The organism is Ureibacillus chungkukjangi, from assembly GCF_044795995.1.
In the GTDB taxonomy this organism is placed as follows: Bacteria; Bacillota; Bacilli; order Bacillales_A; family Planococcaceae; genus Ureibacillus; species Ureibacillus chungkukjangi.
Genome location: NZ_CP085010.1, coordinates 295,282 through 320,798 on the forward strand (window position 1 = coordinate 295,282; position 25,517 = coordinate 320,798).

Annotated in this window: 25 protein-coding genes; 5 read left to right on the forward strand and 20 right to left on the reverse strand. The window is 32.7% G+C overall.

The genetic code is table 11. The annotated features are described in order from the left end of the window. Window positions 1-64: 64 nt before the first annotated feature. Window positions 65-475: an Lrp/AsnC family transcriptional regulator gene (locus tag LG296_RS21040; protein ID WP_107937287.1), complete on the reverse strand. Its 411-nt coding sequence runs from the start codon at window positions 473-475 to the stop codon at window positions 65-67. Between the two features lie 129 nt (window positions 476-604). On the opposite strand from LG296_RS21040, the gene LG296_RS21045 reads away from it, so the two are divergent. Next, window positions 605-1,366, forward strand: a complete 762-nt coding sequence (locus LG296_RS21045; protein WP_107937285.1) for an MBL fold metallo-hydrolase — start codon at window positions 605-607, stop codon at window positions 1,364-1,366. 295 nt (window positions 1,367-1,661) lie between these two features. Here the strand turns inward: LG296_RS21045 and LG296_RS21050 are convergent, their stop codons facing one another. From LG296_RS21050 to LG296_RS21090, 9 genes are all read right to left on the reverse strand, one after another. Continuing rightward, window positions 1,662-3,074 carry an MFS transporter gene (locus LG296_RS21050; RefSeq protein WP_107937283.1) on the reverse strand — a complete coding sequence of 471 codons (1,413 nt, stop codon included), beginning with the start codon at window positions 3,072-3,074 and terminating at the stop codon, window positions 1,662-1,664. Window positions 3,075-3,671: 597 nt separating this feature from the next. Further along, entirely contained in the window at window positions 3,672-3,947 is a 276-nt protein-coding gene (locus LG296_RS21055) for an adhesin (RefSeq protein WP_107937281.1), read from the reverse strand. 23 nt (window positions 3,948-3,970) lie between these two features. Next, window positions 3,971-4,399, reverse strand: a complete 429-nt coding sequence (locus LG296_RS21060) for a dual specificity protein phosphatase family protein (protein WP_107937279.1) — start codon at window positions 4,397-4,399, stop codon at window positions 3,971-3,973. A 1-nt stretch (window position 4,400) separates the two neighbouring features. Further along, window positions 4,401-5,354, reverse strand: a complete 954-nt coding sequence (gene trxB / locus LG296_RS21065; RefSeq protein WP_107937277.1) for a thioredoxin-disulfide reductase — start codon at window positions 5,352-5,354, stop codon at window positions 4,401-4,403. Between the two features lie 11 nt (window positions 5,355-5,365). Then, window positions 5,366-7,138, reverse strand: a complete 1,773-nt coding sequence (gene arsA, locus LG296_RS21070) for an arsenical pump-driving ATPase (protein ID WP_107937275.1) — start codon at window positions 7,136-7,138, stop codon at window positions 5,366-5,368. 34 nt (window positions 7,139-7,172) lie between these two features. Then, window positions 7,173-7,529 (reverse strand): arsenite efflux transporter metallochaperone ArsD, encoded by a 357-nt coding sequence (gene arsD / locus LG296_RS21075; RefSeq protein ID WP_107937273.1) that lies wholly within the window; start codon window positions 7,527-7,529, stop codon window positions 7,173-7,175. 277 nt (window positions 7,530-7,806) lie between these two features. Next, on the reverse strand, window positions 7,807-8,229 hold the full coding sequence (arsC, locus tag LG296_RS21080; RefSeq protein WP_107937271.1) for an arsenate reductase (thioredoxin): 423 nt from the start codon (window positions 8,227-8,229) through the stop codon (window positions 7,807-7,809). Between the two features lie 111 nt (window positions 8,230-8,340). Further along, window positions 8,341-9,636, reverse strand: a complete 1,296-nt coding sequence (locus tag LG296_RS21085) for an arsenic transporter (RefSeq protein ID WP_107937269.1) — start codon at window positions 9,634-9,636, stop codon at window positions 8,341-8,343. A 14-nt stretch (window positions 9,637-9,650) separates the two neighbouring features. Further along, window positions 9,651-9,992 (reverse strand): helix-turn-helix transcriptional regulator, encoded by a 342-nt coding sequence (locus tag LG296_RS21090; protein WP_107937267.1) that lies wholly within the window; start codon window positions 9,990-9,992, stop codon window positions 9,651-9,653. 245 nt (window positions 9,993-10,237) lie between these two features. On the opposite strand from LG296_RS21090, the gene LG296_RS21095 reads away from it, so the two are divergent. Further along, window positions 10,238-10,696 (forward strand): hypothetical protein, encoded by a 459-nt coding sequence (locus LG296_RS21095; RefSeq protein ID WP_404428010.1) that lies wholly within the window; start codon window positions 10,238-10,240, stop codon window positions 10,694-10,696. A gap of 132 nt (window positions 10,697-10,828) precedes the next feature. On the opposite strand, the gene LG296_RS21100 is transcribed toward LG296_RS21095, so the two are convergent. The 6 genes from LG296_RS21100 to LG296_RS21125 all read right to left on the reverse strand — a co-directional run bounded on the left by LG296_RS21100 (window position 10,829) and on the right by LG296_RS21125 (window position 18,706). Beyond that, window positions 10,829-11,233, reverse strand: coding sequence for a type II CAAX prenyl endopeptidase Rce1 family protein (locus tag LG296_RS21100; RefSeq protein WP_404428011.1), 405 nt, complete (start codon window positions 11,231-11,233; stop codon window positions 10,829-10,831). A gap of 522 nt (window positions 11,234-11,755) precedes the next feature. Next, a complete protein-coding gene (locus LG296_RS21105; protein WP_107937261.1) occupies window positions 11,756-12,748 on the reverse strand; it encodes a TnsD family Tn7-like transposition protein in 993 nt (330 codons plus the stop codon). 1,958 nt (window positions 12,749-14,706) lie between these two features. Then, the gene (locus tag LG296_RS21110; protein WP_248283795.1) at window positions 14,707-15,270 is read right to left on the reverse strand and encodes a nucleotidyl transferase AbiEii/AbiGii toxin family protein; all 564 of its coding nucleotides are present in this window, start codon (window positions 15,268-15,270) and stop codon (window positions 14,707-14,709) included. Between the two features lie 312 nt (window positions 15,271-15,582). After that, window positions 15,583-17,025, reverse strand: coding sequence for a PLP-dependent transferase (locus tag LG296_RS21115; RefSeq protein WP_107937258.1), 1,443 nt, complete (start codon window positions 17,023-17,025; stop codon window positions 15,583-15,585). Beyond that, window positions 17,012-18,175: a hypothetical protein gene (locus tag LG296_RS21120; protein WP_107937256.1), complete on the reverse strand. Its 1,164-nt coding sequence runs from the start codon at window positions 18,173-18,175 to the stop codon at window positions 17,012-17,014. The genes LG296_RS21115 and LG296_RS21120 overlap by 14 nt, the downstream gene beginning before the upstream one ends. A gap of 6 nt (window positions 18,176-18,181) precedes the next feature. Beyond that, on the reverse strand, window positions 18,182-18,706 hold the full coding sequence (locus LG296_RS21125; RefSeq protein ID WP_404428012.1) for a hypothetical protein: 525 nt from the start codon (window positions 18,704-18,706) through the stop codon (window positions 18,182-18,184). 24 nt (window positions 18,707-18,730) lie between these two features. Between LG296_RS21125 and LG296_RS21130 the strand changes: the two genes are divergently transcribed. Beyond that, window positions 18,731-19,854 (forward strand): IS3 family transposase gene (locus tag LG296_RS21130; RefSeq protein ID WP_404426987.1). Its coding sequence is split into 2 segments (ribosomal slippage): window positions 18,731-18,977 and window positions 18,977-19,854, totalling 1,125 coding nucleotides; the frame shifts between segments, so codons are not numbered across the junction. On the opposite strand, the gene LG296_RS21135 is transcribed toward LG296_RS21130, so the two are convergent. After that, window positions 19,815-20,741 (reverse strand): ABC transporter substrate-binding protein, encoded by a 927-nt coding sequence (locus tag LG296_RS21135; RefSeq protein WP_404428013.1) that lies wholly within the window; start codon window positions 20,739-20,741, stop codon window positions 19,815-19,817. The two genes, LG296_RS21130 and LG296_RS21135, sit on opposite strands and share 40 nt — an antisense overlap. 124 nt (window positions 20,742-20,865) lie before the next feature. On the opposite strand from LG296_RS21135, the gene LG296_RS21140 reads away from it, so the two are divergent. Together LG296_RS21140 and LG296_RS21145 are read left to right on the forward strand one after the other, a co-directional pair. Beyond that, complete coding sequence (locus LG296_RS21140) at window positions 20,866-20,994, forward strand: hypothetical protein (protein WP_282433289.1); 129 nt, start codon at window positions 20,866-20,868, stop codon at window positions 20,992-20,994. Window positions 20,995-21,074: 80 nt separating this feature from the next. Continuing rightward, window positions 21,075-22,067 (forward strand): ThiF family adenylyltransferase, encoded by a 993-nt coding sequence (locus LG296_RS21145; protein ID WP_107937251.1) that lies wholly within the window; start codon window positions 21,075-21,077, stop codon window positions 22,065-22,067. 297 nt (window positions 22,068-22,364) lie between these two features. Here LG296_RS21145 and LG296_RS21150 read toward each other — a convergent pair whose 3' ends face one another. The 3 genes from LG296_RS21150 to istA all read right to left on the reverse strand — a co-directional run bounded on the left by LG296_RS21150 (window position 22,365) and on the right by istA (window position 25,017). Then, window positions 22,365-22,517: a hypothetical protein gene (locus LG296_RS21150; protein WP_181418125.1), complete on the reverse strand. Its 153-nt coding sequence runs from the start codon at window positions 22,515-22,517 to the stop codon at window positions 22,365-22,367. 206 nt (window positions 22,518-22,723) lie between these two features. Then, entirely contained in the window at window positions 22,724-23,470 is a 747-nt protein-coding gene (gene istB / locus LG296_RS21155; protein WP_107937907.1) for an IS21-like element helper ATPase IstB, read from the reverse strand. After that, complete coding sequence (istA, locus tag LG296_RS21160; RefSeq protein WP_181418126.1) at window positions 23,467-25,017, reverse strand: IS21 family transposase; 1,551 nt, start codon at window positions 25,015-25,017, stop codon at window positions 23,467-23,469. The genes istB and istA overlap by 4 nt, the downstream gene beginning before the upstream one ends. Window positions 25,018-25,517: the final 500 nt, after the last annotated feature.

Genomic DNA, 25,517 nt, shown 5'->3' on the forward strand with positions numbered 1-25,517 from the left:
TTAAATTAACGCAACAGTTTCTTTAAGTACATTTTTTTAAACTCCATTCTTATATATAAATACACTATTTATTAATAACAATCGATAATTTATAGTTGGCATGCTTATTTAATTCCTCTAAAAATAGATTCATTAGTTCTATGGATGGAAAATTGCATTCCAGAATATAACAACCATCTCCACTTATTTTATAATTGTTAATTAAATATTGCTTTTGTGTTTCAACAAATGATAGGTAAGATTTATGAAATATGCTATCCGTAATAATCGTAAGAAAAGCATGTATATGATAACCTAATTTGACACGATTTAAGTTAATAGTATACCCTTCAATTACTCCACTTTCCTCTAATTTCGCCACTCTAGCTGATGTGGCCGGTCCAGTCAAATGGACCTTCCCTCCTAATTCTTTCATCGTGATTCGACTGTTCTTCGAGAGTTCATCTAAAATATGTATATCGGTGTTATCTAACATTTATTATCTAACTCCTTTCAAAAATAAAGTCAAAGTGCCAATATACTTTATTTAATTCATGTATCTTCAATGGTTCATAGTATAGACTAAAAACTGTTCAAAATAAATCTCAAAAAGGAGTTAATATATATGAATATACATCAAATTCGTAATGCCACAATCGTTCTTGAATACGCAGGTAAAAAATTTTTAATTGACCCAATGTTAGCAGAAAAAGGGGCATACCCACCTTTTCCAAACTCTCCAAGACAGGATCAAAATAATCCATTAGTGAATTTACCAACATCCATAAACAATATTATTAAGGGTATCGATGCAGTGATTGTTACGCACCTGCATTCGGATCATTGGGATGAGGCTGCTATAAAGGCATTGCCAAAAGACATCAAACTCTTTTCACAAAATGAAGACGATGCAACGGAAATTAGAAATGCTGGATTCCAAAATGTAGAGGTTTTACAAGAAGATACTGTCTTTGAAGGGATTCAATTAATTAAAACAAAAGGTGAGCATGGAAGAGGGGAAATCTTAAAACTTGCTGGTCTAGTATGTGGTGTTGTCTTTAAACATTCCGAAGAGAAGACATTATATGTAGCCGGAGATACGGTTTGGTATAATGCAGTTCAAGAAGTAATCAATACACATAAACCAGAAATCATTGTTGTGAATGCTGGAGATAACCAATTCTTTGAGGGCGGTTCTCTCGTAATGAATAAAGATGATGTCTATGAAGTGTACAAATCTGCTCCAAACGCAAAAATTATTACGGTTCATATGGAAGCTGTAAACCATTGGGTATTATCAAGAGAAGAATTAAAGAGCTTCATAAATGAAAAAGGAATTGAGGCCAATGTGTTAGTACCAAACGATGGCGAATCATATTCTTTTTAAGACTGAAAACAGGCAGAATTATCTTTTATCTGTCTGTTTTTAATTTCTATTATATCAAGAAATTACTCTACTTTTGTTGAACTAAGGGGTCTAAAATGTAAACAGAAGCTAATTTATCCTCTAAAAACGCGACCTCATTTAATAATTAACTAACTCCACTTTAGTATAATCAATTTACCACTATCTCACATTTTTTATTAAAAAAGGTTGTACCTTTTAAGGAACAACCTTTTTAGTATCAACTGTATAATTGTGTGAATGAAAATTGCGATTATATCCTTTTGACCTATAATTCTCATCTTTTCAAGGGACGGATAAACAATAACGCCAATATGCCACCTAAAAATGCAACAATTCCCCCCCAGAAAAATGCTTGTTGATATCCCTGGTTTAGAGCTACTACTGAGTTACCTATTGTAGTGGAGGAAGTTGCCGCTGCAATAGAAACCATGATAGCTAAGCCTACTGCAGATCCTACTTGGTATGAAGTGTTATATAAACCAGATGCAAGACCTGACTCTTCTGACTTAGCCTCCGATACAGCTGCTGTAGTTGCTGGGAGATAAGCAAGAGCATTGCCGAGAGCTGCCAATAGAAGAGGGATGAATACATCACTCCAATAATTCCCCTCAACAGTGTTACCAGAAAATAATAGGCCTGAAACACCGAGAAAAATAAATCCGATGAACATGGTCACCTTCATACCTAACTTTGCCATTACTCTCTCAGCTATAACAACCATAAATATAGCCATTAATATCGGAGCAGGTAACATGCCCATTGCGGCAATGAAAGGTTCATATTCCATAACCTGTTGTAAATATAGAATTAAGAAATAAATAAGCGGAAACCATGAAGCTGATAACAAGATGAGTGAAACGTTTCCCGCTGCCAAATTAGGCGTCTTAAAGATGTTAAGCGGTACTAATGGCTCTTTTCTAAACACTTGAATAAGGATAAAGATGATGAATAAAACAACACCTATTCCTAAAGGTAATACAGTTGAAAGTGCTTGCCAGCCATTATTTTCTACATTTACGATACCATAAACAATTAGAATGAGTGCTGCTGTAATAGCAATAGCACCTGCATAATCAATACGACCTGTTTTTGGCAGACCTTTTTGTAGAAGCTTTGGTGCTAATAGTAAAACGATAATACCCACAGGAACATAAAATAGTAATGTCCAACGCCAACTCAGTAATTGTGTCAAAACACCGCCAAGAACGATACCAAGTGCACCGCCTGCTGCACCGGAAAGCCCCCAAATTGCAAGTGCCTTCCCCATTTCTTTTTTATTGGCAGAAAATAAAATCATAACAATTGAAAGTGCTGACGGTGCAATTAAAGCCGAACCAACACCCTGGATTGCTCTTCCTATGTTCAATGACATTTCATTCCAAGCTAATCCAGCCAATAAAGACGAAACAGTTAAGATTGAAACACCCCACATAAAAATGCGTCGGTGACCAAACAAATCAGATAGTTTTCCTCCTAACAGTAGTAATCCCCCAAACAGAATAAGAAAGGCATTCATAACCCATTGTAAATTCGCCTCCGTATATCCAAGTTCACCTTTAATAGATGGTAAGGCAACCTGAACAACAGCGGAATCCATCATTACTATAAAATTCGCAAATCCCAATAAAGCCAATGATTTCCAACGCTTTGGATTGGGTTGTACAAGGGTATGTGAATATGTTGACATAAAACAGTCTCCTCCAATTATTTAAGAATATTGAGTATCAAGTACTTATACCTATTGGGGGTATATTTTTTAGAAAGAATTAGAGTGCCTTTAAAGCACTCCTAAAGCTTTCATTATATTTATATACCCCTCTACCCTATCCAAAACTGTAACATACCCCACCCCTGTATGTAAAGAGGTGAATTTGAACTTCAGAAAAAACATTATAAAGATAAAAGTAGGATATTTACATTTAAACATTTATAAAAACAAACAAACTAGTTTAATAATCATCAGGTATTATTTTAAGTGTTATTCCACAATCTGGACCTATTGTTGAATACTGGGACTCACTTTTAATAGCTTATTAAGTTTTAAAGGACTTAATTGTAAAGTAAACAACTTTATTATCTCTATACATCTCTATACATGACTCCCTATTAATTTTACAAACGGTGATTTTTTTAGTTTATTTAATATGAGCAATATCTGCCGAAATTTGTTTAGCGTTATAATTCAATTAAATACTTCTGTATTTGTATATTGCGGAGATTTCTTTACACAACAAAAAGAAAGAGCTGACATTACCAGCTCTTTCTTTTTGTTGGATAATATTAATTAACAGCAACTACTAGCTCCAATTAAAACTAATCCAGCACCATTCTCATTTACATCTTTATCTAAAGTCAATTCCTTAGTACCTACAACTTGAGAATCAATCGCTACTTTAATTCCATTAATAGTTTCAATTTTATCCGTTTCTTGAGGTTGATCTAAAGAAATTGAAAATTGTGGACCACAGCAACCAGCTACCGATGAAAGTCGAATCCCTTCTGCACCTTTTTCATTTAAGAAACCTTCTAATAATTGTTTAGCACCATCAGTTATTTTCATTATCATTTTCCCCTTTATTATTATTAAGCATTTGGAAAGATTCGTTTTAAAGCATCTATCATTTGTGGTTTTACATTAATTTTTGGCCTTGCATTTCTAGCAATTTCTTCTGCCTCTTCTATTTTATCAGCTTTTCCAAGAGTCAGAAGTGTCCCAATTGCTACTGTCCCAGTACGGTTACTTCCACCATGGCAATGGAAATAAACATTTTTCCCATCATTATATGCATTAACAACTTTTTCAATTGAGTCTTTAATCGACTCGTCTTGTTGCTCTGCATCATCAACGATTGGGCTATGAACTCGATTATAATTGGTAGAATCACTTGATGCCTCTGCTCTTAAATCAAAAATGACATCCACATTTTCATTTTTAATCACTTCGTTAACATCATCAGCACCACCGATATAAATACGGTTTTGTAATAATTCATGATAATTTTTGTCTGCCATTTTATTTAACCTCCGATTGACTCCAGTCATAAACTGCATTTCCTTCTAAGAATCTTTCTGCATCTAATGCAGCCATACAACCCGTTCCAGCAGCAGTAATCGCTTGGCGATACTTATTATCTTGTACATCCCCACAAGCATACACGCCAGGAATATTCGTTTCAGTTGTTCCAGGAACAACATTGATATAACCTTTTTCGTCAGTATCAATTTGTCCTTCTAGGAAAGCTGTATTTGGTGTATGACCTATTGCAACAAAGATCCCATTAGCTTCGATAATTTCTTCTCCATTTGTTTCGTTATTTTTAACTTTTAACCCTTTAAGACCATTTTCACCTGTTACAACTTCTAAAGGTGTTTTATTAAGCGCCCACGAAATTTTGTTATTTTCTTTTGCTCGGTCTTGCATAATCTTAGAACCACGAAGTTCATTTCTTCTATGGACTAATACAACTTCATCCGCAAATTTAGTTAAGAAATTTGCTTCTTCTAAGGCTGAGTCGCCCCCACCAACTACAATTACTTTTTTATTTCTAAAGAAGAATCCATCACATGTTGCACAAGCACTAACACCAGCACCCATGTTTTCTTTTTCTCCTGGGATATTTAACAGTTTCGCTGAAGCACCTGTAGAAATAATAAGCGCTTCGGTTTCAATTACTTCATCATTTCCAATTTGGATTTTAAATGGTCTTTTAGATAAATCGACTTTAGTTACCCAACCGCTTTTAAATCTAGTACCAAATCGTTCTGATTGTTTCCTCATATTATCCATTAATTCTGGTCCCATTACTCCCTCAATGAACCCAGGAAAGTTTTCAACCTCAGTTGTGATTGTTAATTGTCCCCCAGGTTGATTACCTTCAATGACAAGAGGATTCATATTGGCTCTTGCTAAATAAATTGCAGCGGTTAATCCGGCTGGTCCAGTTCCTAAAATAACGACTTTTTCCATTTTAAACACCTCTAATTAGTTATATAATCCTTTAATTTTTCATAGCCAATCTTCTCTTCTGGCACCCAAGCAATCACAGCACATTTATCAGCCTTATCTTCTTTCACTTTTCGAACCCACTGAAGTTCAGCATTAGCCTTTCCTTTTAAAATTGGATCACTTGTATTTGTTGCAGATAAGCTTTGATTAATTACCCACCATTTCGGATTGATATCTGCTCTTCTCAAATCATCCTGTAACCTTGAAGCTTCTAGAACTGGCGTTGCTTCGGGAAGAGTCACGATAACTACAGATGTCTCTTTTGAATTACGTATTCTTGGCAATAATTCTTTTGCGCTTTCAGGCACTTCACCAGTGGATCTTTCAATTTCCTTACTATAAGATTGCGAAGAATCGAGTAATAATAATGTATGACCCGTTGGTGCAGTATCAATAACCACAATTTCATTCTCGGCTTTAGCTACGACTTCTGCAAAAGCATGGAATACAGCAATCTCTTCCGTGCATGGTGACTCTAAATCTTCTTGCAAGTAGGCAAGACCTGTTTCATCTAATTCCTTACTAGATTTTACAATTACTTCGGCTTTATATTTTTCAACTTCATCCTTTGGATTAATGCTACTTATGGTTAAGTTACTATTTAAATCTTTGCTTTGAAATTGATACTCTAAGTGAGCAGCTGGATCAGTAGTTGTTAAGTGAACTTTATGCCCCTTTTCAACAAGACCAACTGCGATTGCAGAAGCAACTGTTGTTTTACCAACACCACCTTTACCCATTGTAAAGATTAACTTTGTACCATTTGTTGAAAAATCATTTATCACTTCGCTTAATCCAGGAAGACTTATTCGTTCACAATTAGTTTGAGAATCATCAGTTACTACAACCTTATTCTGCATAAATATATTTCGTAGATTCTCAATACCTGTTAAAGAGTACGGTACGTAAGGTAAAGAATATATCATAATATTTTTTAGGTGTTCAGGTATTTTTTCTAATGCATCACGTTGTCGTCGATAAAACCCTGAAGAAATAATATCTTTTTCATTGTGGCTTTGGAGTAAACCATTAATTATTAACATTTGGTTTTTAATCCCAATGTCCATTAATTCTTTTGAAGCTCGTTCTGCTTCAAATAACGCTGAACTGTCTGGTCTTGTCACTAATATTAAGGTGGTTTGACTTGAATCTGAAAGTGCAGTAACTGCTTGAGAATAAAGTTCTTTTTTATCTGCTAAACCTGATAATGGACCCAAACAAGATGCACCATGTGTACTTTCCTCTAAATATCCGTTCCACGCTGTAGGAAGTTGTAAAAGACGTAAAGTATGTCCTGTTGGAGCAGTATCAAATATGATATGGTCGTATTCATTAACTATTTCATTGTTAGTAAGGAATGTTGTAAATTCATCAAATGCAGCAATCTCTACTGTGCAAGCACCTGATAATTGTTCCTCCATCGATGCAACGATTGATTCAGGAAACATACTTCGATATGGGTCAACAACACTCTCACGATAGGCTCTAGCAGATGCTTCAGGATCTATATTAATTGCATATAAATTTTTAACATTTGGCACTTGTTTTGGCGTGCTTGATAATTCAATTCCAAATACATCTTGTAAGTTAGAAGCTGGGTCTGTACTAACAAGTAATACTTTTTCCCCTGAATCCGCCAACGCTACTGCCGTTGCACATGCTGTAGATGTTTTTCCTACTCCACCTTTACCGGTTAGAAATAAAAATTTTGTACGGATACAATCAGGGCTAAATAGTTGATACATACCTTTTCCTTCTTCCTAATTTATTTTGTTATAGTTAATCCAAGCTGAATGAAATTTTAGCCTTAGGTTTTTCGTATAACTCATCCACTTTCACACCAAACCATTCAGCAAACTCTTCGTTAGTAGGGTAGCTTCCTATCTTCACAATTTCATCATCTACCATTACAGCTGGCAAAGCGTCTAACCCTTTTTCAACAAAAACCTTTTGGATTTCCTTATTTTCTGCAAACTTTTCAGGGTTGCTTGTTAACTGATAACGTTTAATATCAAAACCTTTTTGCTCTAATGAATAAACAGCGGATGCAACTCTTGTTAAATTTGGGTCAACACTTGGTCCACAAACACCTGTTGAACAACACATAGCCGGATCATAAATTACTACCTTTTTCATTCAATTTCCTCCTATTGTTTTAAGCAATCAATGTAACCAATTAAGTAATTTTATTTGAAGCCTCTTTTTCAATCCATTTAAAAAATCCAAAGGCATAATTTGAAATAATAGTATTGCCCTTATAGAACCTAAGAATAAACAAAGATACAATTGATTGAATAAGGATATAACTCAAAGCAACTACCAATTTCATCTCCCCCTTTTAAATAAGTAAATAACTATTCACTTATTTATTGTCTTTTAAGAGATCCAAGAGAAACTTCTCTTGGATTATTTATCATTCACCTGTTTCACTAAACTTTTTAATTCTGTCTCCAATGTCATCACGAACTCTTTGGAAAACAGACCACTTTTCTGCCTCTGATCCTTGAGCTTTTGCTGGGTCATCAAATCCCCAATGCTCGCGTTTTACAGACGGTGGTGTTATCGGACATTTATCAGCTGCATCTCCACATAATGTAACAACTAAATCTGCGTTGTTTAACGTTTCCATATCAATAACGTCTGATGTTTGGTTTGAAATATCAATACCCACTTCATTCATTGCTTTAATCGCATTTGGGTTTACACCATGCGCTTCAATACCTGCACTTTTTACTTCCCATTCATCAGAAGGTAATATATTTTTGGCCCATCCTTCAGCCATTTGGCTACGGCAAGAGTTACCAGTACATAAGAAATAAAGTGTTTTTTTTGTCATAATGATTGTCTCCCTTTTATCATGGTTTGATAATTAATTTAGTATGTCTTTATACTTCAACATCTATAAATAGTCTTAATATCTCCGAACTACTAGCACCCTCATCTCTGTTTAGAAAATTAATAATGTGATGAAAAGGCCTAATAACGTGATAAATAAAATTGGTATTGTAAGTACAATTCCGGTTTTAAAATACGTTCCCCAAGAGATCTTGACACCTTTTTGTGATAACACATGTAACCAAACTAAAGTTGCTAGTGAACCAATAGGTGTGATTTTTGGACCTAAATCAGAACCAATGACGTTCGCATAAATTAATGCTTCTCTTATAATTCCAGTCGTATTAGTTTCTGCAATAGCTAATGCATCAATCATTACAGTTGGCATGTTGTTCATAACGGACGAAAGAATTGCAGCAATAAAGCCCATTGCAATCGTTGCTACAAACAATCCTTGATTAGCAAAGCTTTCAATTACACTAGCTAATGAATCTGTTAACCATGCATTGCCTAATCCATATACCACAACGTACATTCCAATTGAGAAAAATACGATATTCCAGGGTGCGCCTTTTATTACATTAGCGGTATTCACTACCGCACTTCTTCTAGCCATAATTAAGAAGAAGATTGCAATAACACCAGCCACAATTGAAACTGGAACCCCAATAAATTCACTTGTAAAGTATCCAATCAATAGTAAGGTTAATACGTACCAAGAAAGATGAAACATCTTAGGATCTTTTATTGCCTCAGTTGGTTTTCTTAATTTCGAAATATCATAATTTCTTGGAATACTTTTTCTAAAATAAATCAGTAATACTGAGATAGTTGCAACTAATGAGAATATGTTTGGAAGTATCATTCTTGAAGCATATTCTACGAATCCAATGCTAAAGAAATCTGCTGAAACAATATTCACTAGGTTACTTACAACAAACGGTAAAGATGTTGTATCGGCGATGAATCCACTTGCCATAATAAATGGAAAAATCATTTTTTCTTGGAAGTTTAAATTTCGAACCATAGCCAAGACAATTGGTGTTAGTATTAACGCTGCCCCATCGTTGGCAAATAAAGCTGCTACAATGGCCCCTAGAATACTTACATAAACAAACATTTTGATACCATGACCTTTTGCAGCTCTAGCCATGTGCAATGCTGCCCATTCAAATAATCCTATCTCATCTAAAATTAATGAAATAAGTATAATCGCTATAAAGGATAAAGTGGCGTTCCATGTAATACCCACTACTTCACCAACGTCATGAAAGTCAACAACGCCTACTATTAAAGCAAGTATCGCACCACCCATCGCAGTCCAGCCGATATTGAGTCCTTTAGGTTGCCATATAACAAAAATAAGTGTTACTAAAAAAATAAGAGAAGCTAAAATAGCCGTAAACAATACTTTCTTCCTCCTTAATCACATGAAATACGTAAACCCTGCTTTTCTAATTCTTGCAAATGAAAATCTTGATTAGGGAGATAGTTAAGTAAGCCTTGAATAAACGGATAAAATTCAGAGTTTTTATTCAACGAATAAATTACCCATTGACCTTTTTTCATTTCACTCACTAATCCTGCACTCTTCAACTTCCGGACATGTTGGCTAATTGCAGGTTGACTTACTTTAAAGATTTCTACAAATTCACATACACAGTAGTCATGTGACTCTAACATTTTAACCATTGTTAATCGAGTTTTATCGCCCAAAAGTTTCAAGATTGTGGCTGTTTTTTCGATTTCATTTACTGTTTCCATCAAAACAAGACCTCCTTCATTAGAATATAACTATATAACAATTTACTTATATAATATTTCACTTAGATAAAAATTGCAATGATTAAACTGCAAATTTTTAAATAATTCTTTGTAAAAGGTGAAATTATCTAGATAGTTCTATTCGACTAAAGAGAAAACAATTATTAGCTCATTCTTTATAAAAGTGATTTTATTACTACTTAGAACATAAATTCTAATAATCTGGGAAGAAAGGAGGTAAGAAATTGGAGGATAAAGGAAATAGTATTTTTGATCTTATACTTTACTTTTTGGGGATTATTTTGACTTTTTCGCTCTTATACATCTCAAATAAACTTTCAATACCACTTATTAAAGAAATAAATGCGGGTAAATCTATACTAGATATTATATTCAATACAAAAGATGAAATCGATATTTCAGTTAATCTATTGATACCATTATTTCTATTAATAATTGGTATATCTATTTTACTCATTTTATTATGGAACATATTTAAATATATTTTCTTTGGACAAGACACTAAGATAAATAAAATCATCACAGGATTAGTTTCTATTTTCTTACTTATTATCTTGATAAAAGCTTTAATTAATAGTTGGTCATTAATAGTACTTACTTTAGTCTGCGGTATAATTAGTATACTAATTATCACTATAGTAGGCTCGCTCTTAAACAATTCTTCTGGATCACAGAAAGGTTGATGATTTAGAGTCAAGCTAATCAGCTTCAATCATAAAGAATAATGAAGCCAATAAATCAAAGAATTATCGGCTTCGTTATTTTGTTTGTTCCTAGCTCCAGCAAATCATTCATAACATCTTTTCATTCCGCTTTTAAGAACTTATTTCAATTATTTTTATAAAAATAAAGTGTACATATGGCGATAAAATATTATAGGATCCATGTGCAATCCACGCTGGTAAAAATCCAAATCTCAAGAATAAATAACTAAAAATTATTCCTCCTAAAAAATACATAGGAAAAGACAAAAAGTTAGGACCATGTACTATTGAAAAAAGACTTGAAAGCAATATCACCCAACAAATAACTATTCCTTTATTTCTTTCTTTAAAAGCTTTAATTAATATATTATCACGAGAAAAAACTAATCTTCTCGTACATTTTTCTTCGAAAATATAATAAAAAAAGGAATATGGTAGAAAATATAATAATAAAAAGCGAAAGATAACTTCTTCATTAAAAGGTCCAAGTACTCCTGTTAAAATCACTTCTCCCATTTTGGTTAGTTCCTCTGATGATATGTACTGTGAAGAGCCGATGGATATTGAATTAAGATTGAAAAATAGTGGAATGTACATATATGTATATGTTAAAAAAAGTCCAACCAGTGCAAATAAAATTGGTATTGCAATTATAAAATGTAATTCCCTTGTCTTTAAAAATTGTTTATTAAATATTTCCCTCAGTTTTGGAAACATTATATAAAAATAAAAAAAATAGATAAACGGCACGATAAACAAATTAAAATCTAATTCCGATATTCCAAGATTCATTTTTAAATTCAAATATACAAAAAAGAATAATGCTAAAATAGTAACTATAATAAAGAGGGCAATCTTAAGAATGAACTTCATTACTCACATCCTAATAAAAGTCTTTGATCTATTTTATTAAGACTGACCTTAATTAATGCTTGAATGAAGATTCAAATTAGAGTTAGATGTACACCTTTTTTTAAAACACAAGAATGTTCAATAAAAATTAAAGAGTGAAACGAGCTAAATCAACCCATTTCACTGTTATGAATATATATTATTATTTGTTTTTGAAATTTGACTATCTATAGAGTTCTCAATCTCTCCCTTCCACTTTTCATAAAATGAATCTTTTAATCCTGCTTTCCTTCTTATCTTCCATAGAGATAGGTCCTCTTTATCTAGTTGCTCGATGACCCAATTTATTCTTCTCTTTTGAAAATCCTCCAATGACTCAGTTACACTCAGAATAAACTCTTTTGTTAGAGGTAGTTTATTCATTTTCTTCTCTAATAGAGATAGTTGCTTTATTGTTCTGCCTATTCTACTTAATGTAATTTTGATAGGCTTATCACTATTATTAATTTCATTAACAGCATTTTTTACTTCTTCTAAAATTTGTAGGTCTCTATCAAACCAGTCAACTCTTTTATTTTCATTTTCCAATTTACCTTTATTAGGTGAGTTTTGTATAAGCCACTGTTTATCATTTCTATATAATCTCATATAAAGTGAAGGATTCTTCTTTCTGAGATCGGTTTTTGAAAGATCAGGATAATTACCAATCATTTCTAGCCATTGATTCTTTTCCTGGTCTTTTGTAGAAGCATGAGTAACTTTAACTTCGCGGATTTTTTCATTAGAATATTTAATTACTGTCTTTGTATCTACATTTAAGATTCTAGCACTTTCCCGGAAACTCAATTTTTCTTCGTATACCAAAGAGTCCAGCTTTTCCAGCCATACAGCACCAAACTCTTTAATTCTTCCGATTTTCTTCCGATCTTCAGGTATCATATCTGGCCCTCTACGAGAATAAACAAATCCACAAGAACAAGAAAATGTCACAACAGGTCTTTTAGTGTCACAACATGTTGTTACTTTCAAATCTGTTATCACAGGATTAAGATAGTGTTTTGCTGCAGGATTTAAACATAAAAAAGGTCCTTCACCAAAAGGGGCATTTACCATATTCACATATCGATAAATTGTATCTACCGATTCCCCTAAAAAGTGAATAAATAATAAATGTCTTATTGGATGAAAGGACTTTCATGTTTTCTGGTAAGAGCTCTTAGCCAGCATTCACCCTCGATTCCACTAGGAAGTGACTGCATCAAAATACCCGGAAAACCCATCAACGTAAAACTTGAAGCCATCGTTCTATTATCGGTAGACAACCCTAATTCTTCACTATTAACTAGCCTACCGTGTAGTTCGTTAAGTATCTCTATATGTTGTTATTGAAGAGGATTTCTATTTGTATAGCCATGTCTAAGAAACCTAGAAAATTTCTTTTCTAATGTTATAGTTTGAGTCCCCACTTTCCTATTACTATATAAAATTATATGAAACAAATGCTACTAGAGGAAAGCAAACAACTGTAGATGTTGCTGAATCAAAAGCATATATTCAACAAAAGCTTAACCCTAAACATTACTTACTGAACTTACGCCAGAAATATTGATGCGGTTTAAAGTAATAAAAGCAAAAGCAGACAACCAATTAGAGGTGCATCATTCTGTCTGTTTTTTTATGTATTATTTCAAGTAATTACTCTACCCTTATTAAAGAAATCTGCCCCGTTAGTTTAAGTGCAATCCTTCACAAACTCATCTACATTCTAACATAAATATCCAATTCCCATGAAAGGTTATTATCGTGATAGGTAAGCTTTTGAAGTTATCGCCAGCTTTTCCCCCACCTCACACCGTACGTGCGACTTTCACCGCATACGGCGTTCCAATTAATTCAATTCATTCGATTTTTATGTAAGGACAAGATGTAGTGTGGAATTAGATTGCTTCATACAGACATTGCTCACGCAATTGATTTACTTTGTTTAGTTGCTTCTTATTTAATTGAAGTACTTTCATGAGTACTTCTACTTTATCGTGGTCTCATAAAAATTTTGACCATCAACACTGCGAGCATATAACATATCAAATTGCTTTTGCATGTCATAATACTCGTTATGTCTCAGTTTCTTTCGTTTTAACAAGTCGGTGGCTCCTTTTGGAGCTGAACCTCTATTAGTCTCACAAGAACCTTATTAATCGTTGAAGAACTGCCTTGCATGGTGAATAAATCTTGTATTAATCTAGTGGCGATCCCTCCACGTTCATTACACGCATCAACGGTACTGTGCCACCACTTTCACTGATATAAAGGAAAGTTATATATTCGCTAATCTCACAATTATTTTCCTTTCCAACGTCTCGTCGAGAGTAAGCTCTCCACGTTATCAGCTTACCACGTTGAATATTATCTATTTTGGAACAAACTTAGGTGCTTCCTATGAGCCTGTTAGCGTTACATGTGCCTGTAACACAAGATGGATTTTTATATTGCGGATTCTTACTCATCCATAGCTAACCTCACATTTAGTGATATACACATTTCTATGTATTGCCAGTCTAGACCCGTACATTCAGAAGTTCGTCAGCAACTTAGTTTATTATTCTAATTCATTGCATTCTCACCATATCTGTTCAACCCAAGCACCATGATTTACGCCACCCCATCGGGTAGGATTTCGTCAGCCGAACTGTTACGGTAAATTCTCACGCCTATTAGCCGAGCTTATAACACGCTTTTCCTTACTAAGCAGCGTGCTATTCGGCGCAGGGGGAGCCTTTCAGAGCGTTACTTCCTCATTCGACTCCTTGATAATATCCTTCAATTTAAATCGTAAATTGCCTAACCTTTACCGAGATTGTGTTAACCACATCTCATTTGAGTCAGGAACGTGTCGCACCCACAATATGGCCCGATTGTGGAATAAGAAAACCTGCATTCATTCCATACAGTTTTTTATCAAACTTTATTATTTATGATCGAACATAATTATTAATTGTCAATCCTCTTCAAAGTTAAGACTTACAACTTCTTTCACATTATTTAAATTTCTCCAGAATACTAAAATAAAAAACCGTCTTAACTCCAATAAACTAAATAAGTAATGACGGTTTTTTATTTCATATTCAATTTTAACTCTAGATAATAGTAGTTGTAAGAGGTGATTGTTCTGAAATTTCAACAGGAATCCACCCTTTTCCTAAGATATCTTGGAGTGATGCGATAGCTGTTTCATATTCCACAAAAACTGATAAAAATTCTCGAGTGTTTGTGTTGTAATCCGCTTTATATACACTACTATTAATAATATCTTGGAGTACTTCTAGCGGTTTGTACCCAACTTTACAAGAATGTGTATTTTTCCCTTCTCTTCTTGTTTCAATCACTTGGTCTACCAGGGAATGTAACATATCAATATTTAATAAACCACTTTGATAAATCTTATGTATATCATAAATATGACGAGATTTCCCTTTATAATCATTATCATGATGATAGTCACAAACGGCGAATAGCTTGTCCAAAAACGTTCGTTCAATTGTTTGGATTCTCATATTAAATGGTTGTAAATCATATTCTTCGATTAAATCATAGCGGTTAATATACTCTAAATATTTTGTTATATAATTACTTACAAATTTATCCTCGCAAGGATATGGTTTAAAGCTGAACATTGTTTCAATTAGAATATGCTGTAGCATTTGCATACCATCGTTTTGGAAACTTTGCTCATAACCTACCTTATACTGATTAAAATACCGTCCAGAATGAACCGGTTCATCGTCGTTGTTTAAGTAGGTAAAATTTAAAGTATCTATTGTACTTTGAATCGCTTACTAGTAGAAAACTTGTTGAGATAAAACAAGGCCAAAAATGAATTAGAAACACCTTTACAGTTGATTGACTAGGCTGTGGATTGTGAGTCTGTATATGGGTACTAAAAAGTTCTTGACTTTTACAAATACGTTGCACTAGTCAGCACTTTTCTTTTGCAATAAAAACATTTCCAAACTCTAAGTTAATTCGAAATATGTAGTATTTTTATGACTTAAATCTATTTCAGCCACATGCTTAAATTCAGAAAGAGAATTTATAACTTGAATTAACAAGAAAAGTGTCGGACTTTTATAAGCACCTGCTGCTATCTTTATAATACTTTCTTGCGGTTCTCCGTTTGTTATTACTAATTCCATTCTTAAATCTCTAAAACCAAAACTGTCCCCAATAGGTACCTTTCCTGTTACTCTTTCAACTTCATTAATTATAAAATTGAATACTTTTTTATAGTTTTCTAGACTTGAATCTTTAAGGTGAATAAAAACAAAAGGGGCATGAGACCAAATATAATTTTTAGTAATATCCAAAGAGGGATGTGCTACTTTGCTAATAATACCTTTACAAGAAATCGATTTGGCTAAAAACTCATTGTTTCGAAATACACACTTTTGATAATTTACATTTTCCTCAGACAAATTAAAGTATCCAAAATCCAGAGAACAAACTTCTTGAAATGATAAAGCGGTACCCATTATTGTTCTGGCTCTTTTGATTAACTCATGAATTACTAGTTGATATTTATATAAATGCCCTAAAGATTGAATTTTTAAAAAGCCCACGTTGGAAAATTCTAATCCTTGTTGATCCAATTTAACGCAAGATCTTACCTCAAACAGCATGACATTTACATCTTCTTCTAATTTTTCGTATATTTTAGACAAGTCAAACATCGTACCCGATAATGTAGTATCAATAATTATATAAATGAGATTTTTTTTATGTCTCCTGTTATTAATAGCTTTACATAATTCATCTATATTAAAAATCTCTAAATCCCAATTATATCTTATTGATTCAATAAAAATGATATCAACCAAATCCTCTTGAACATGTGAATTTAAAGCTTCTTGACATGTATAGTTAATCTGTTCTGTTGCTATAGTAGTAAGTAGATTTAACAATGAAACAGTTTCGAAATAAGATATCCACGTTACAATTTTCAAGTTTTCTTTAGATTTCTTTGTATTCTTAAGTGCTTCAAGGGTAGTAGTAATTGCAGACATCCCGCTTGAAAATAAAACGCAGCTGACATTATTTGTAGATTCCCAATCACTCTCCAGAATATCGGATGGTAGACCTCTTTCATATCTAAAATTAATTTCTCGGCCTGAAGGCATTAGTTTTTTTGTTCCCTTTAGTGGAGATTTATAAAAAGCATTAGCATATTTAAATGCACTTTCTAACCAACTTATACGAATTAAGTTTGATAAATTAGTTAGCTCGTTTTCAATTTCAAATAAGTTTCTCGGTGGATTAATTAATAAATCATATATATAGGTTACTTTGGAATTTAAAATAATTCTTTTCTCTTCATCCAATTCATTTTCTAAATTTAACCTTAAATTATTTAAATTATCCAACTCTTGGTGTAATTCTTTAAGAGTTTCATTTTCTCTCATAAGTCACCTCATAATCCATTAATTTATTACTAATCAACAAATATTCTTTGGGATTCTGAAGACCGTGTAAATTTCTATTAATACCTGAAACATAAGCTCCAACAGGATGCATTAAAATTCTATCATCAATCCCTAATTTGTTTAAAGCAGGACTAAAAAAATAGTCATATTCAAAACAAGTTGGACCATATATTTTGTGTATTATCTTTTCGGCTGATTTACTAGTTGATAATAGTATTTTGGGTTTCGCCCAAGATAGTAAATTAAATGCTGACGAGTCTAAAATTATTCTCTGACACTCAGGAGATAATTCATCCGACGCTTTTACTTCAGAGTATAAAAAACCACTAGCATTTGTAAGCAAACTACCTGGTTCAATAATTATCTTTATATCCCTATTTAACCTTCTAGAAATATTTTCGGAAAACTCCTCTACAGCATCCCATGAGTTCCTAACTTCAGAGGCATTAGCGTATAAATGATCGTATCCCCCACCCAGATTAATCTTTTTAATATCCTTAAAGTTATCAAATGTATTTATTATAGTTTCTATATAATTGAGTAATTCCTTGAAAACTAAAGAATTCTTTTTTTCACCAATATGTACGTGGAGTTGTTCAACAAGTAGATTATTATTTTTAATTATTTCATGTAATTCCTCACTAGCAGGGTTAATACCAAATCGACTTTTCTCCCCAACTGTTATATCATCAGTATATTTTTTATCTAAATACGGTCTTATTCTTAATCCAATTTTTCTGTTTTTTAATGAACTTTTGAACAGCCAATTTTTTAGCTGAGATAAATTATCAAAGTCAAAGATAATACTATGATTATAAATATTCTCAATCTGTTCATGTGAAAATCCGGGGGATGTACAATAAATAGGAAATAATCCAGCTTCAATAGCTACATTCAACTCTTCTATCGATGCTATATCTGCTCCTAGATTGGCTTCCCTCATCACCTTTAATACTAGGGGATTACGATTTGCTTTAACTGCAAAACATATTTCTAAGTTCGGAATGTTAAGTGTATCTTGGCGTAGTTTATTTATAAAATACTTTATTATATCCGCATCATATACAATTGCTGGAGTTTCTATTGTATTTATTAAACGGATAATTTCTTTATTTACGGAAATCTCCATACATGATTACTCCTTATACCTTAAATTTCTAACAGATAAATATCCATATTCATTTAGATTGTAACCAATAATATCACAATCTTTTAGAAATATACTGTCCCCTTTAAAAATAGGAATAGTATGATCAGTCCTATTCATTATTCTTGACAACTCCAAAGTATTATCTCTTCTCAATGCGTTAATAATTTGTTTTCTTTTGTCATTACTTTTTACATCCCACAAAAGAGTCATAATAATACTGGAGTAATGTTCATAATGTGGAACAAATAACTTTAGACAAATATCATACTTTTTGGTATCAATGCTTCTAAATTCATTAAAATCCTTAATCGAAGTAACCTCTACTTCTATTCCAATTGAATCTAATAAATGCATTAGGTGTTCAATTATTAAGTCGTTAGGGTAATAGTCACAATAGATGATTTTTACTGGATTAAATTCATCTAATCTGATACTTAAACTTGTTTCTTTAGAAATTGAATCGGCTACACTAAGTTGGACAGATACTATAAGGGCTAGTAGACTTAACATACTAACCTAAGGGAGCGTGCTACTATGTCACGTCAACGTCGAACTTTTACACCAGAATTTAAACTTCAATTAGTCAAGCTTTATGAAAATGGAAAGTCTCGTGCAGATATCTGTAGAGAATATGAAATCACGCCATCTGCATTAGATCGCTGGATTAAAAACCATCAAGAAACTGGGGCCTTCACTGCGAAAGAGAACCGTACTGATGAAGAAAATGAGTTAATAAAATTACGTAAAGAAAATCAACGTTTAATGATGGAGAATGACATTTTAAAGCAAGCAGCGCTGATCATGGGACGAAAATAGATGTGATTCGAAATAACGCTCACAAATATTCAATATCAGCAATGTGTAACGTCCTCAACATCGCCAAAAGCACATACTATTATCATGCCAATTTGAGTGAAAAAGAAGCACATAACACAGAGGAAGTAGAACTTTCCAACGAGATTGAACGACTCTTTAAAGAAAGCCGTAGTAACTATGGTACTCGTAAACTAAAAGTAGAATTAAAGAAGCAGAAGATGGTAGTTTCTAGACGTCGAATCGGTCGAATCATGAAACAATTAGGACTGGTATCAAAGTATACCGTGGCACAATACAAGCCGTATAAACAAACCTGTAATGAAGCACCCATCAAAAATGAGTTACATCGTCAGTTTAAACAAGAAGAGCAATTAGCTGTAGTTGTAAGTGATTTAACATACGTCCGTGTTGAGAAAAAATGGCACTATGTATGCTTATTTGTCGACCTTTTCAACCGTGAAATTATTGGTCACAGTGCCGGTCCTAATAAGACAGCAGCCCTTGTGTATCAAGCATTAGCCAGCATTAAAGGGAATTTACATAACATCAAGATGTTCCATACAGACCGTGGAAAAGAGTTTGATAACAAACTAATTTCAGAGGCACTAGAAACATTTGGGATTCAAAGATCATTAAGTATGAAGGGTTGTCCCTATGATAACGCCGTGGCCGAAGCGATGTTCAAAGTATTTAAAACCGAATTCGCAAACGGAGCACACTTCGCTTCTCTTGAACAGCTCGCTCTTGAACTTAATGATTATGTTCATTGGTTCAATAACATTCGAATTCACGGAACACTAGGTTATTTATCGCCAGTGGAATTCAAGAACAGGTCCTTATAAAGATTGTCCAGTTTAGTGTTGACATTCCAAATATTTCTCTCTCCTATATAAGAAGATATCGGTTTTAATATTCTTTTTAATGACTCAGGTATGCTGAGTTGAGTGCCATCCTTACTTAGTAAATCAAAAACTACCTTATTTCTAATATCAAGATAGAAAAACAAATTGGAATTTAGTCTTTCAAAATCGTCATAACAATCTAAGTGCAAAAATTCATGATGAAATTGCGTATGACAAGTTATATCTAAATAATGATTTTTATACAAATCAACAGATTCTTTTATATTATTATTTAACAAAAAATTTATGTTCTTAACATTTGATACATCATTGATAAAGTAATTTTTATTCCTTATTAAATTTATTTCTTTATTGCTTATATCAGAAATAGTGTAGGGTCCATTATTAATAGGTTTATTTTGTCCATTTATTGGTATTAAAAAAGGGCTTTCTAAAATATTGAGAAAATAGCTACATGTTCTTTCTAATTCTATCCTAAATGAATATTTTGAAATAATTGCAATTCCTAGCGTATTAATATCTTTTTCCCCCATCAAATAAAGAATTGCATTTTTTATTTGGAGAAAATCTTTAATATAAGGACTTTTATATTGTTTATTTAAATGTAGAAGAATAGCTTGAACAAAGTTGTTTGCAGTAATTTTAGACTCAAAATAATCTTGAAAGATTTCTATTGTATATTCATTTAAACAATCGTTACTTATAATTTTACAATTCACACCATGTTTTAGCGGTTCATATAAGGTGTTACAAATTAATTTTCCATTATAATCAAGAGTTTTAAGAGGATTAATAGAAATTGGTTGAGAATCTATCTCAATAGAAACTTTACTTTTATCCTTTTTTTTACATCTAAGTCTATTCAAATTACCAACTCTCCTAAAATTAAATTATAAAAATTTATTGAAAATTTATAATGTTCAGGTATATAATAACATCACAGGAATTAATTATCAATAATTCCTAATATTTACAAAAGGGGGTATTATCATGGAAAAGAACTCTGTTAATTTAGAAGCATTGAATCTAGAAGAATTAAAGTTAGAAGAGTTAAATCTAGAGGATCTTGACTTGGAAATCACTCTTGACTTTCAATTAGTTGAGATTGGTCGTACTTAATTTACTTACGCGTTACTAAGATATAAGCTCCCTAAAAGTTTAGGGAGCTTATAATTTCAAAAAAAATTTAAGAGGATGTTATGAAAAATAAAAGAATTAGACTTAAAGAACATATATTAATCATTGATAATGAAGAATCTATAATTATAGTAAATAAACTAGCAATAAAAATTTCTAAAACTCCTAATTCTGTCAACTTTTTAAACAAACTTAAAGGTGGAGCTTCTGTAAGTGACCTACAATATTGTATAGGAACTACCGCGGCAAACATATTAATTGAAAAACTATATAACAATGAGGCACTTATTGAGGAATGGGATAATAACTATTCTCATGAGTTTTACTCTAAACAATTATATTATTTTGAACAATTTAACGAAAACCCTAATCTTCTTCAAGAGCGATTGTGCAATGCTCGTGTTGCAATAATTGGGTTAGGTGGAGTCGGTGGTCTTATTCTCCAAAATCTCACAGCTTCTGGTATTTCTAACTTTGTTCTAATAGACTATGATCAGGTAGAAATTGATAACCTTAATCGGCAATACATTTATTCAAAAGAGTCAATAGGCTATAATAAGATTGATGTTGCTCAAAGTTATATAAACTCAATTAATTCAGAAGCAAAGATTATTACATATAAAAAATTAATTAATTCTTCACGTGATTTATCGGAAATATTTTATGATAATAAGATTGATATAATTATTAACGCTGCTGATACTCCTATATATATTGGTAACATAATCTTGGATTTTTGTAAGAAAAATAATATTCCCTTTTTATCAGGAAAGGTAGGAATAAGTAAAGGAACTTGGGGTCCCCTTTTTAATAAAGAAATCTATGATCAAGACTTTTCTATTATTGATGAAACCACACTTAATAAATATATTAAGAGAAATCCGATTAAAGGTTCTCTAGGGGCCACAAATTCTATTCTTTCTTCCTTCATGTCATATGATATACTTTTATTTTTAATGGGTATTATTCCTAAATCATTAGGGAATAAATGTATCGTAGATTTCAATAATTTAAGTATTACTACTGAAAGTATTGGAAAAAACATCTCAGTTTAACAGGACTAAGTATGTTATAAGAATTAAGATTAATAAAACTCTAAACAGCCAGAAGTCGGTTCACTACCGGAGACTGGTTGTTTGCTATGTCTTCATTTAATTTTTAGCTAGATAATATTCGTTTATTCTCATAGAAAAAGCACCTCTATGTTTGATTTCGAACAGAACGCCGAATAGTAGACACTTTTAAAAAAAGTCTGTAAGCGTCAAGTAGAATTGGACACATTTTGCTAATTAATTTTGAACAATTTCGTTGATTCTTCTCCCACTCCTTTGTAGAAGTAGGAGAAAGAATTATTAAAATGGCATCTTGCCAAGTTCTAGTTCTAATTCATGCTTTTCATCTTGAAGTTTGGATACTTTCGCCTTTAAAGAGGCAATTTCCTCAAGTAATCTATCGATCTTCGTTTCATTATTGATTCCTCTTTCATATGGTGAACCAATCCACAAAGTGTCGTATATGAAATCTTCGATATCATGCTCAATAATCTTGTAAAGATTGCCATCCTGGATATTTTTTATAGAGCCATCCGATAACCAGCTCTCAACTTTTTGATGGTCACAAGATTAAACCTAATTCTAATATGATTTCTCTTACTTCATTTATATTTAAAATCTTCATTTAAATGAAATCTCCTTATACCCATTTGCTAATGTTAAAACATACCTTGACGATGCTTCATTCGATAGCTATCATCATTCATCTGTACAACTTCTACTCTGTGTAAAATGCGATCTAAAATAGCTGTAGTTATACCTTCATCTCCCAATAATTCGCCCCATTGATCAGGACTCTTGTTAGAAGTCAAAATAATTGAGCTACGCTCATAAAGATGATTTATCAGATGAAAGAATAGATTTGCTTCACGTGAATCCATTGCCATGTACATTAAGTCATCAATAATTACTAAATCAGAAGATTCAATTCGGTTTAATTGCACCTGTGATTTCCGTGTAAATTCTCTGGTTTTTAAAAGATTGATTAATTCACCCATAGTCACAAACATGACGTTAAATCCTTTTTGAATTGCTTCAATTCCTAATCCTATGGCCAAATGGGTTTTACCAACACCAGGCGGTCCTAATAGAATTAAGTTATATTGTTGCTCTAGCCAATTTAGCTCTTTTAGTTGGTTTAATTGCCTTTCGTTTAAAGAGGTTTGATCAGATAAATCAAATAGTTCCAGCGTTTTCATATAAGGAAACTTCGCCCAACGCATTCGTTTTTCAATACTCTTTTCTTCACGTTTAGTTAATTCGAATTCAACGATTTCTTTAATAAATTCCCGATAAGTCCATGTGGACTGTTCCGCTTTTCTTAATATATTAGGCAGCTCAGTGGCTGTTTCTGTTAATCTTAGTTGTTTAAAATAGTTTTGTAGATTTTCTAAGCCATCATTCATGAGATGACACCCCCTAAAATATCTGTGTATGTGCTGATAGAACGTGTTTCTACTTTGATATTCCTTGTTTTTAACCTACTCGATTCGAGAGGTGGAACTGGTAGTTCTTTGCTTTGAATCTTGCTTATATACTTTGCAATATCATGAAAATCATTGGCACTTGTGAAATGCTCGTCAACACATTTTATTAGGGTTTCATCGATATAATCTGGATAATCATTGGTTGTTTTATGGATGATGGCCAGCTGGTCCCTTTTATATCGAGGATACTCAGCTAGGACCTGATTAATATATGTAGTCGCTAGTTCAGTATTATTAAACTGGCGAATCACTGTTTCTTTATAGGCTTGGATACCTTTTGAACGATCACGTTCATGATTTCGATTTTTGACTAATTTTCCTTTGGCTAATTCAAGACGATGCTTCGCTAGAACTTCACCATCAGGACTTCGTTTAATCACCAGTTGCTGCTGATTGCTTTCATCTACAGCCATTTCAATTGAAACAAGGTTTAGACCTCTTGGTCTATATGTTCCCAGTGGGACAGAGTAACGATTAGATTTATAGTGTATGGTGTTGTCCTTATTAACGGTTCTTGTTATACTAATTGTATTGTTACTCTCTATTGAGAGTGGGTTAGAGACTGGCTTTAAGTGTTGCTTTTCGAGGAGAAACACTTCTGTCGGTCTCTTTTTTGTACCGTTATGTACTTTGTAATTACCCGTACGTTTCAGCCACTCTATACATCGTTCATTCCAATTATCTATAGTAGTGAAAATACGGCTATCTGCGAAATTTCCTTTCACATACTTCACTACATTTTCAATTTTACCTTTCGATTCTGGATCTGCTTTACGACATAAATATATTCTGAACTTACGTTGTTGTTTATAGGATTGAAATTCACCTGTTAAAATAATATCCCCGGCATTTTCACTGACTGTTATTAAATGATCTTGGTCGTAGACAATCTCTTCTGGCATCCCTCCAAAATACTGAAAAGCATTTTCGTGGCTTCTTATCGTATCGCGTGTTGTAAATGGTCGATCTTGCCATTCTACATATTTGTACCGAGAGTGCGATAATACAAAACAAATACAGTACAGTTTCACTTCAGTATTTTCTTTCGTTTTTTGACGAGTTTCTCCCCAGTCAACTTGCATTTGTTTTCCCATTGGCTGTTCGATTATGGCCTCATATTGCCTAACTTTTTTGGTTTTCTCAATTTGATATTCTTCTCGTAACTCACTGACATACATGCGCATCGTACTTTCTCCAACAACCAATTTAGGATGACGTTCTAGTAACCAATCATGCAGTTGTGCAGCACTTAAATGAGGATGTTCTTTGAGCCAAGCGACTAACCAATCTTTATAAGGGTCTAATTTTTTCTTTCTGGATTTTAATGTATTCGCCCACTCATAAGCCTGTTCAGGCGACATTTCCAAATAGCTATAAACCGTCGTTCGAGATATTTTAAGCTGTTCTGCAATCTGTGTTACAGTAAATCTTTGTTCTTTCATTTGTTGGATTGCTAAATATAACATCAATTTCTTTTTCACCTTTCATCATGCCCCCGATTACCAATCTACTACCAATTTAGTATAAAGGATAAGGGTTATTTTTGGCGAAAGTGTTCAATCTTATTTAGCGATATCTGTCCATTTTATTTTAGCGTTTACAAAGTCCCCCTCTCCGAGTTTTTTCTATGGAAAAAGCCCGTTATACTTAAGTATAATTAATTGAAACGGAAGTTATTTTATGAGTAAAATCTATTTTATTTAACAATCTATGTCCGTAGAGGCAACTGTATTGATATTGTACCAATGGATTTCTTTTTTCATATATAAGATGAGATGGACTATAAAGAAACATAAACATTTGAAGAATTAAAACAACTGGTTTAAGGACTATATGAGTCCATAATGCGTCAAGATGACAATAGAATTTAAAATAGATGACTCCGGTAGAATAATGAAGTCATCTAATCGCTACTTAAGCTGCAAGGTTACTTTTATTAAACTATACAAAACTTGGAGCGCGTTTC

What these genes read in the sequence shown, in the direction of transcription:
- arsC (WP_107937271.1), bottom strand. Translation starts at nt 8,229, where the DNA reads ATGACAAAAAAAACACTTTATTTCTTATGTACTGGTAACTCTTGCCGT.
- LG296_RS21100 (WP_404428011.1), bottom strand. Translation starts at nt 11,233, where the DNA reads ATGGGAGAAGTGATTTTAACAGGAGTACTTGGACCTTTTAATGAAGAA.
- LG296_RS21115 (WP_107937258.1), bottom strand. Translation starts at nt 17,025, where the DNA reads ATGAGAGAAAATGAAACTCTTAAAGAATTACACCAAGAGTTGGATAAT.
- LG296_RS21140 (WP_282433289.1), top strand. Translation starts at nt 20,866, where the DNA reads ATGGAAAAGAACTCTGTTAATTTAGAAGCATTGAATCTAGAAGAATTA.
- LG296_RS21120 (WP_107937256.1), bottom strand. Translation starts at nt 18,175, where the DNA reads ATGGAGATTTCCGTAAATAAAGAAATTATCCGTTTAATAAATACAATA.
- arsD (WP_107937273.1), bottom strand. Translation starts at nt 7,529, where the DNA reads ATGAAAAAGGTAGTAATTTATGATCCGGCTATGTGTTGTTCAACAGGT.
- LG296_RS21145 (WP_107937251.1), top strand. Translation starts at nt 21,075, where the DNA reads ATGAAAAATAAAAGAATTAGACTTAAAGAACATATATTAATCATTGAT.
- istA (WP_181418126.1), bottom strand. Translation starts at nt 25,017, where the DNA reads ATGTTATATTTAGCAATCCAACAAATGAAAGAACAAAGATTTACTGTA.
- istB (WP_107937907.1), bottom strand. Translation starts at nt 23,470, where the DNA reads ATGAATGATGGCTTAGAAAATCTACAAAACTATTTTAAACAACTAAGA.
- LG296_RS21125 (WP_404428012.1), bottom strand. Translation starts at nt 18,706, where the DNA reads ATGTTAAGTCTACTAGCCCTTATAGTATCTGTCCAACTTAGTGTAGCC.
- LG296_RS21090 (WP_107937267.1), bottom strand. Translation starts at nt 9,992, where the DNA reads ATGGAAACAGTAAATGAAATCGAAAAAACAGCCACAATCTTGAAACTT.
- arsA (WP_107937275.1), bottom strand. Translation starts at nt 7,138, where the DNA reads ATGTATCAACTATTTAGCCCTGATTGTATCCGTACAAAATTTTTATTT.
- LG296_RS21045 (WP_107937285.1), top strand. Translation starts at nt 605, where the DNA reads ATGAATATACATCAAATTCGTAATGCCACAATCGTTCTTGAATACGCA.
- trxB (WP_107937277.1), bottom strand. Translation starts at nt 5,354, where the DNA reads ATGGAAAAAGTCGTTATTTTAGGAACTGGACCAGCCGGATTAACCGCT.
- LG296_RS21055 (WP_107937281.1), bottom strand. Translation starts at nt 3,947, where the DNA reads ATGAAAATAACTGATGGTGCTAAACAATTATTAGAAGGTTTCTTAAAT.
- LG296_RS21040 (WP_107937287.1), bottom strand. Translation starts at nt 475, where the DNA reads ATGTTAGATAACACCGATATACATATTTTAGATGAACTCTCGAAGAAC.
- LG296_RS21060 (WP_107937279.1), bottom strand. Translation starts at nt 4,399, where the DNA reads ATGGCAGACAAAAATTATCATGAATTATTACAAAACCGTATTTATATC.
- LG296_RS21050 (WP_107937283.1), bottom strand. Translation starts at nt 3,074, where the DNA reads ATGTCAACATATTCACATACCCTTGTACAACCCAATCCAAAGCGTTGG.
- LG296_RS21110 (WP_248283795.1), bottom strand. Translation starts at nt 15,270, where the DNA reads ATGCTACAGCATATTCTAATTGAAACAATGTTCAGCTTTAAACCATAT.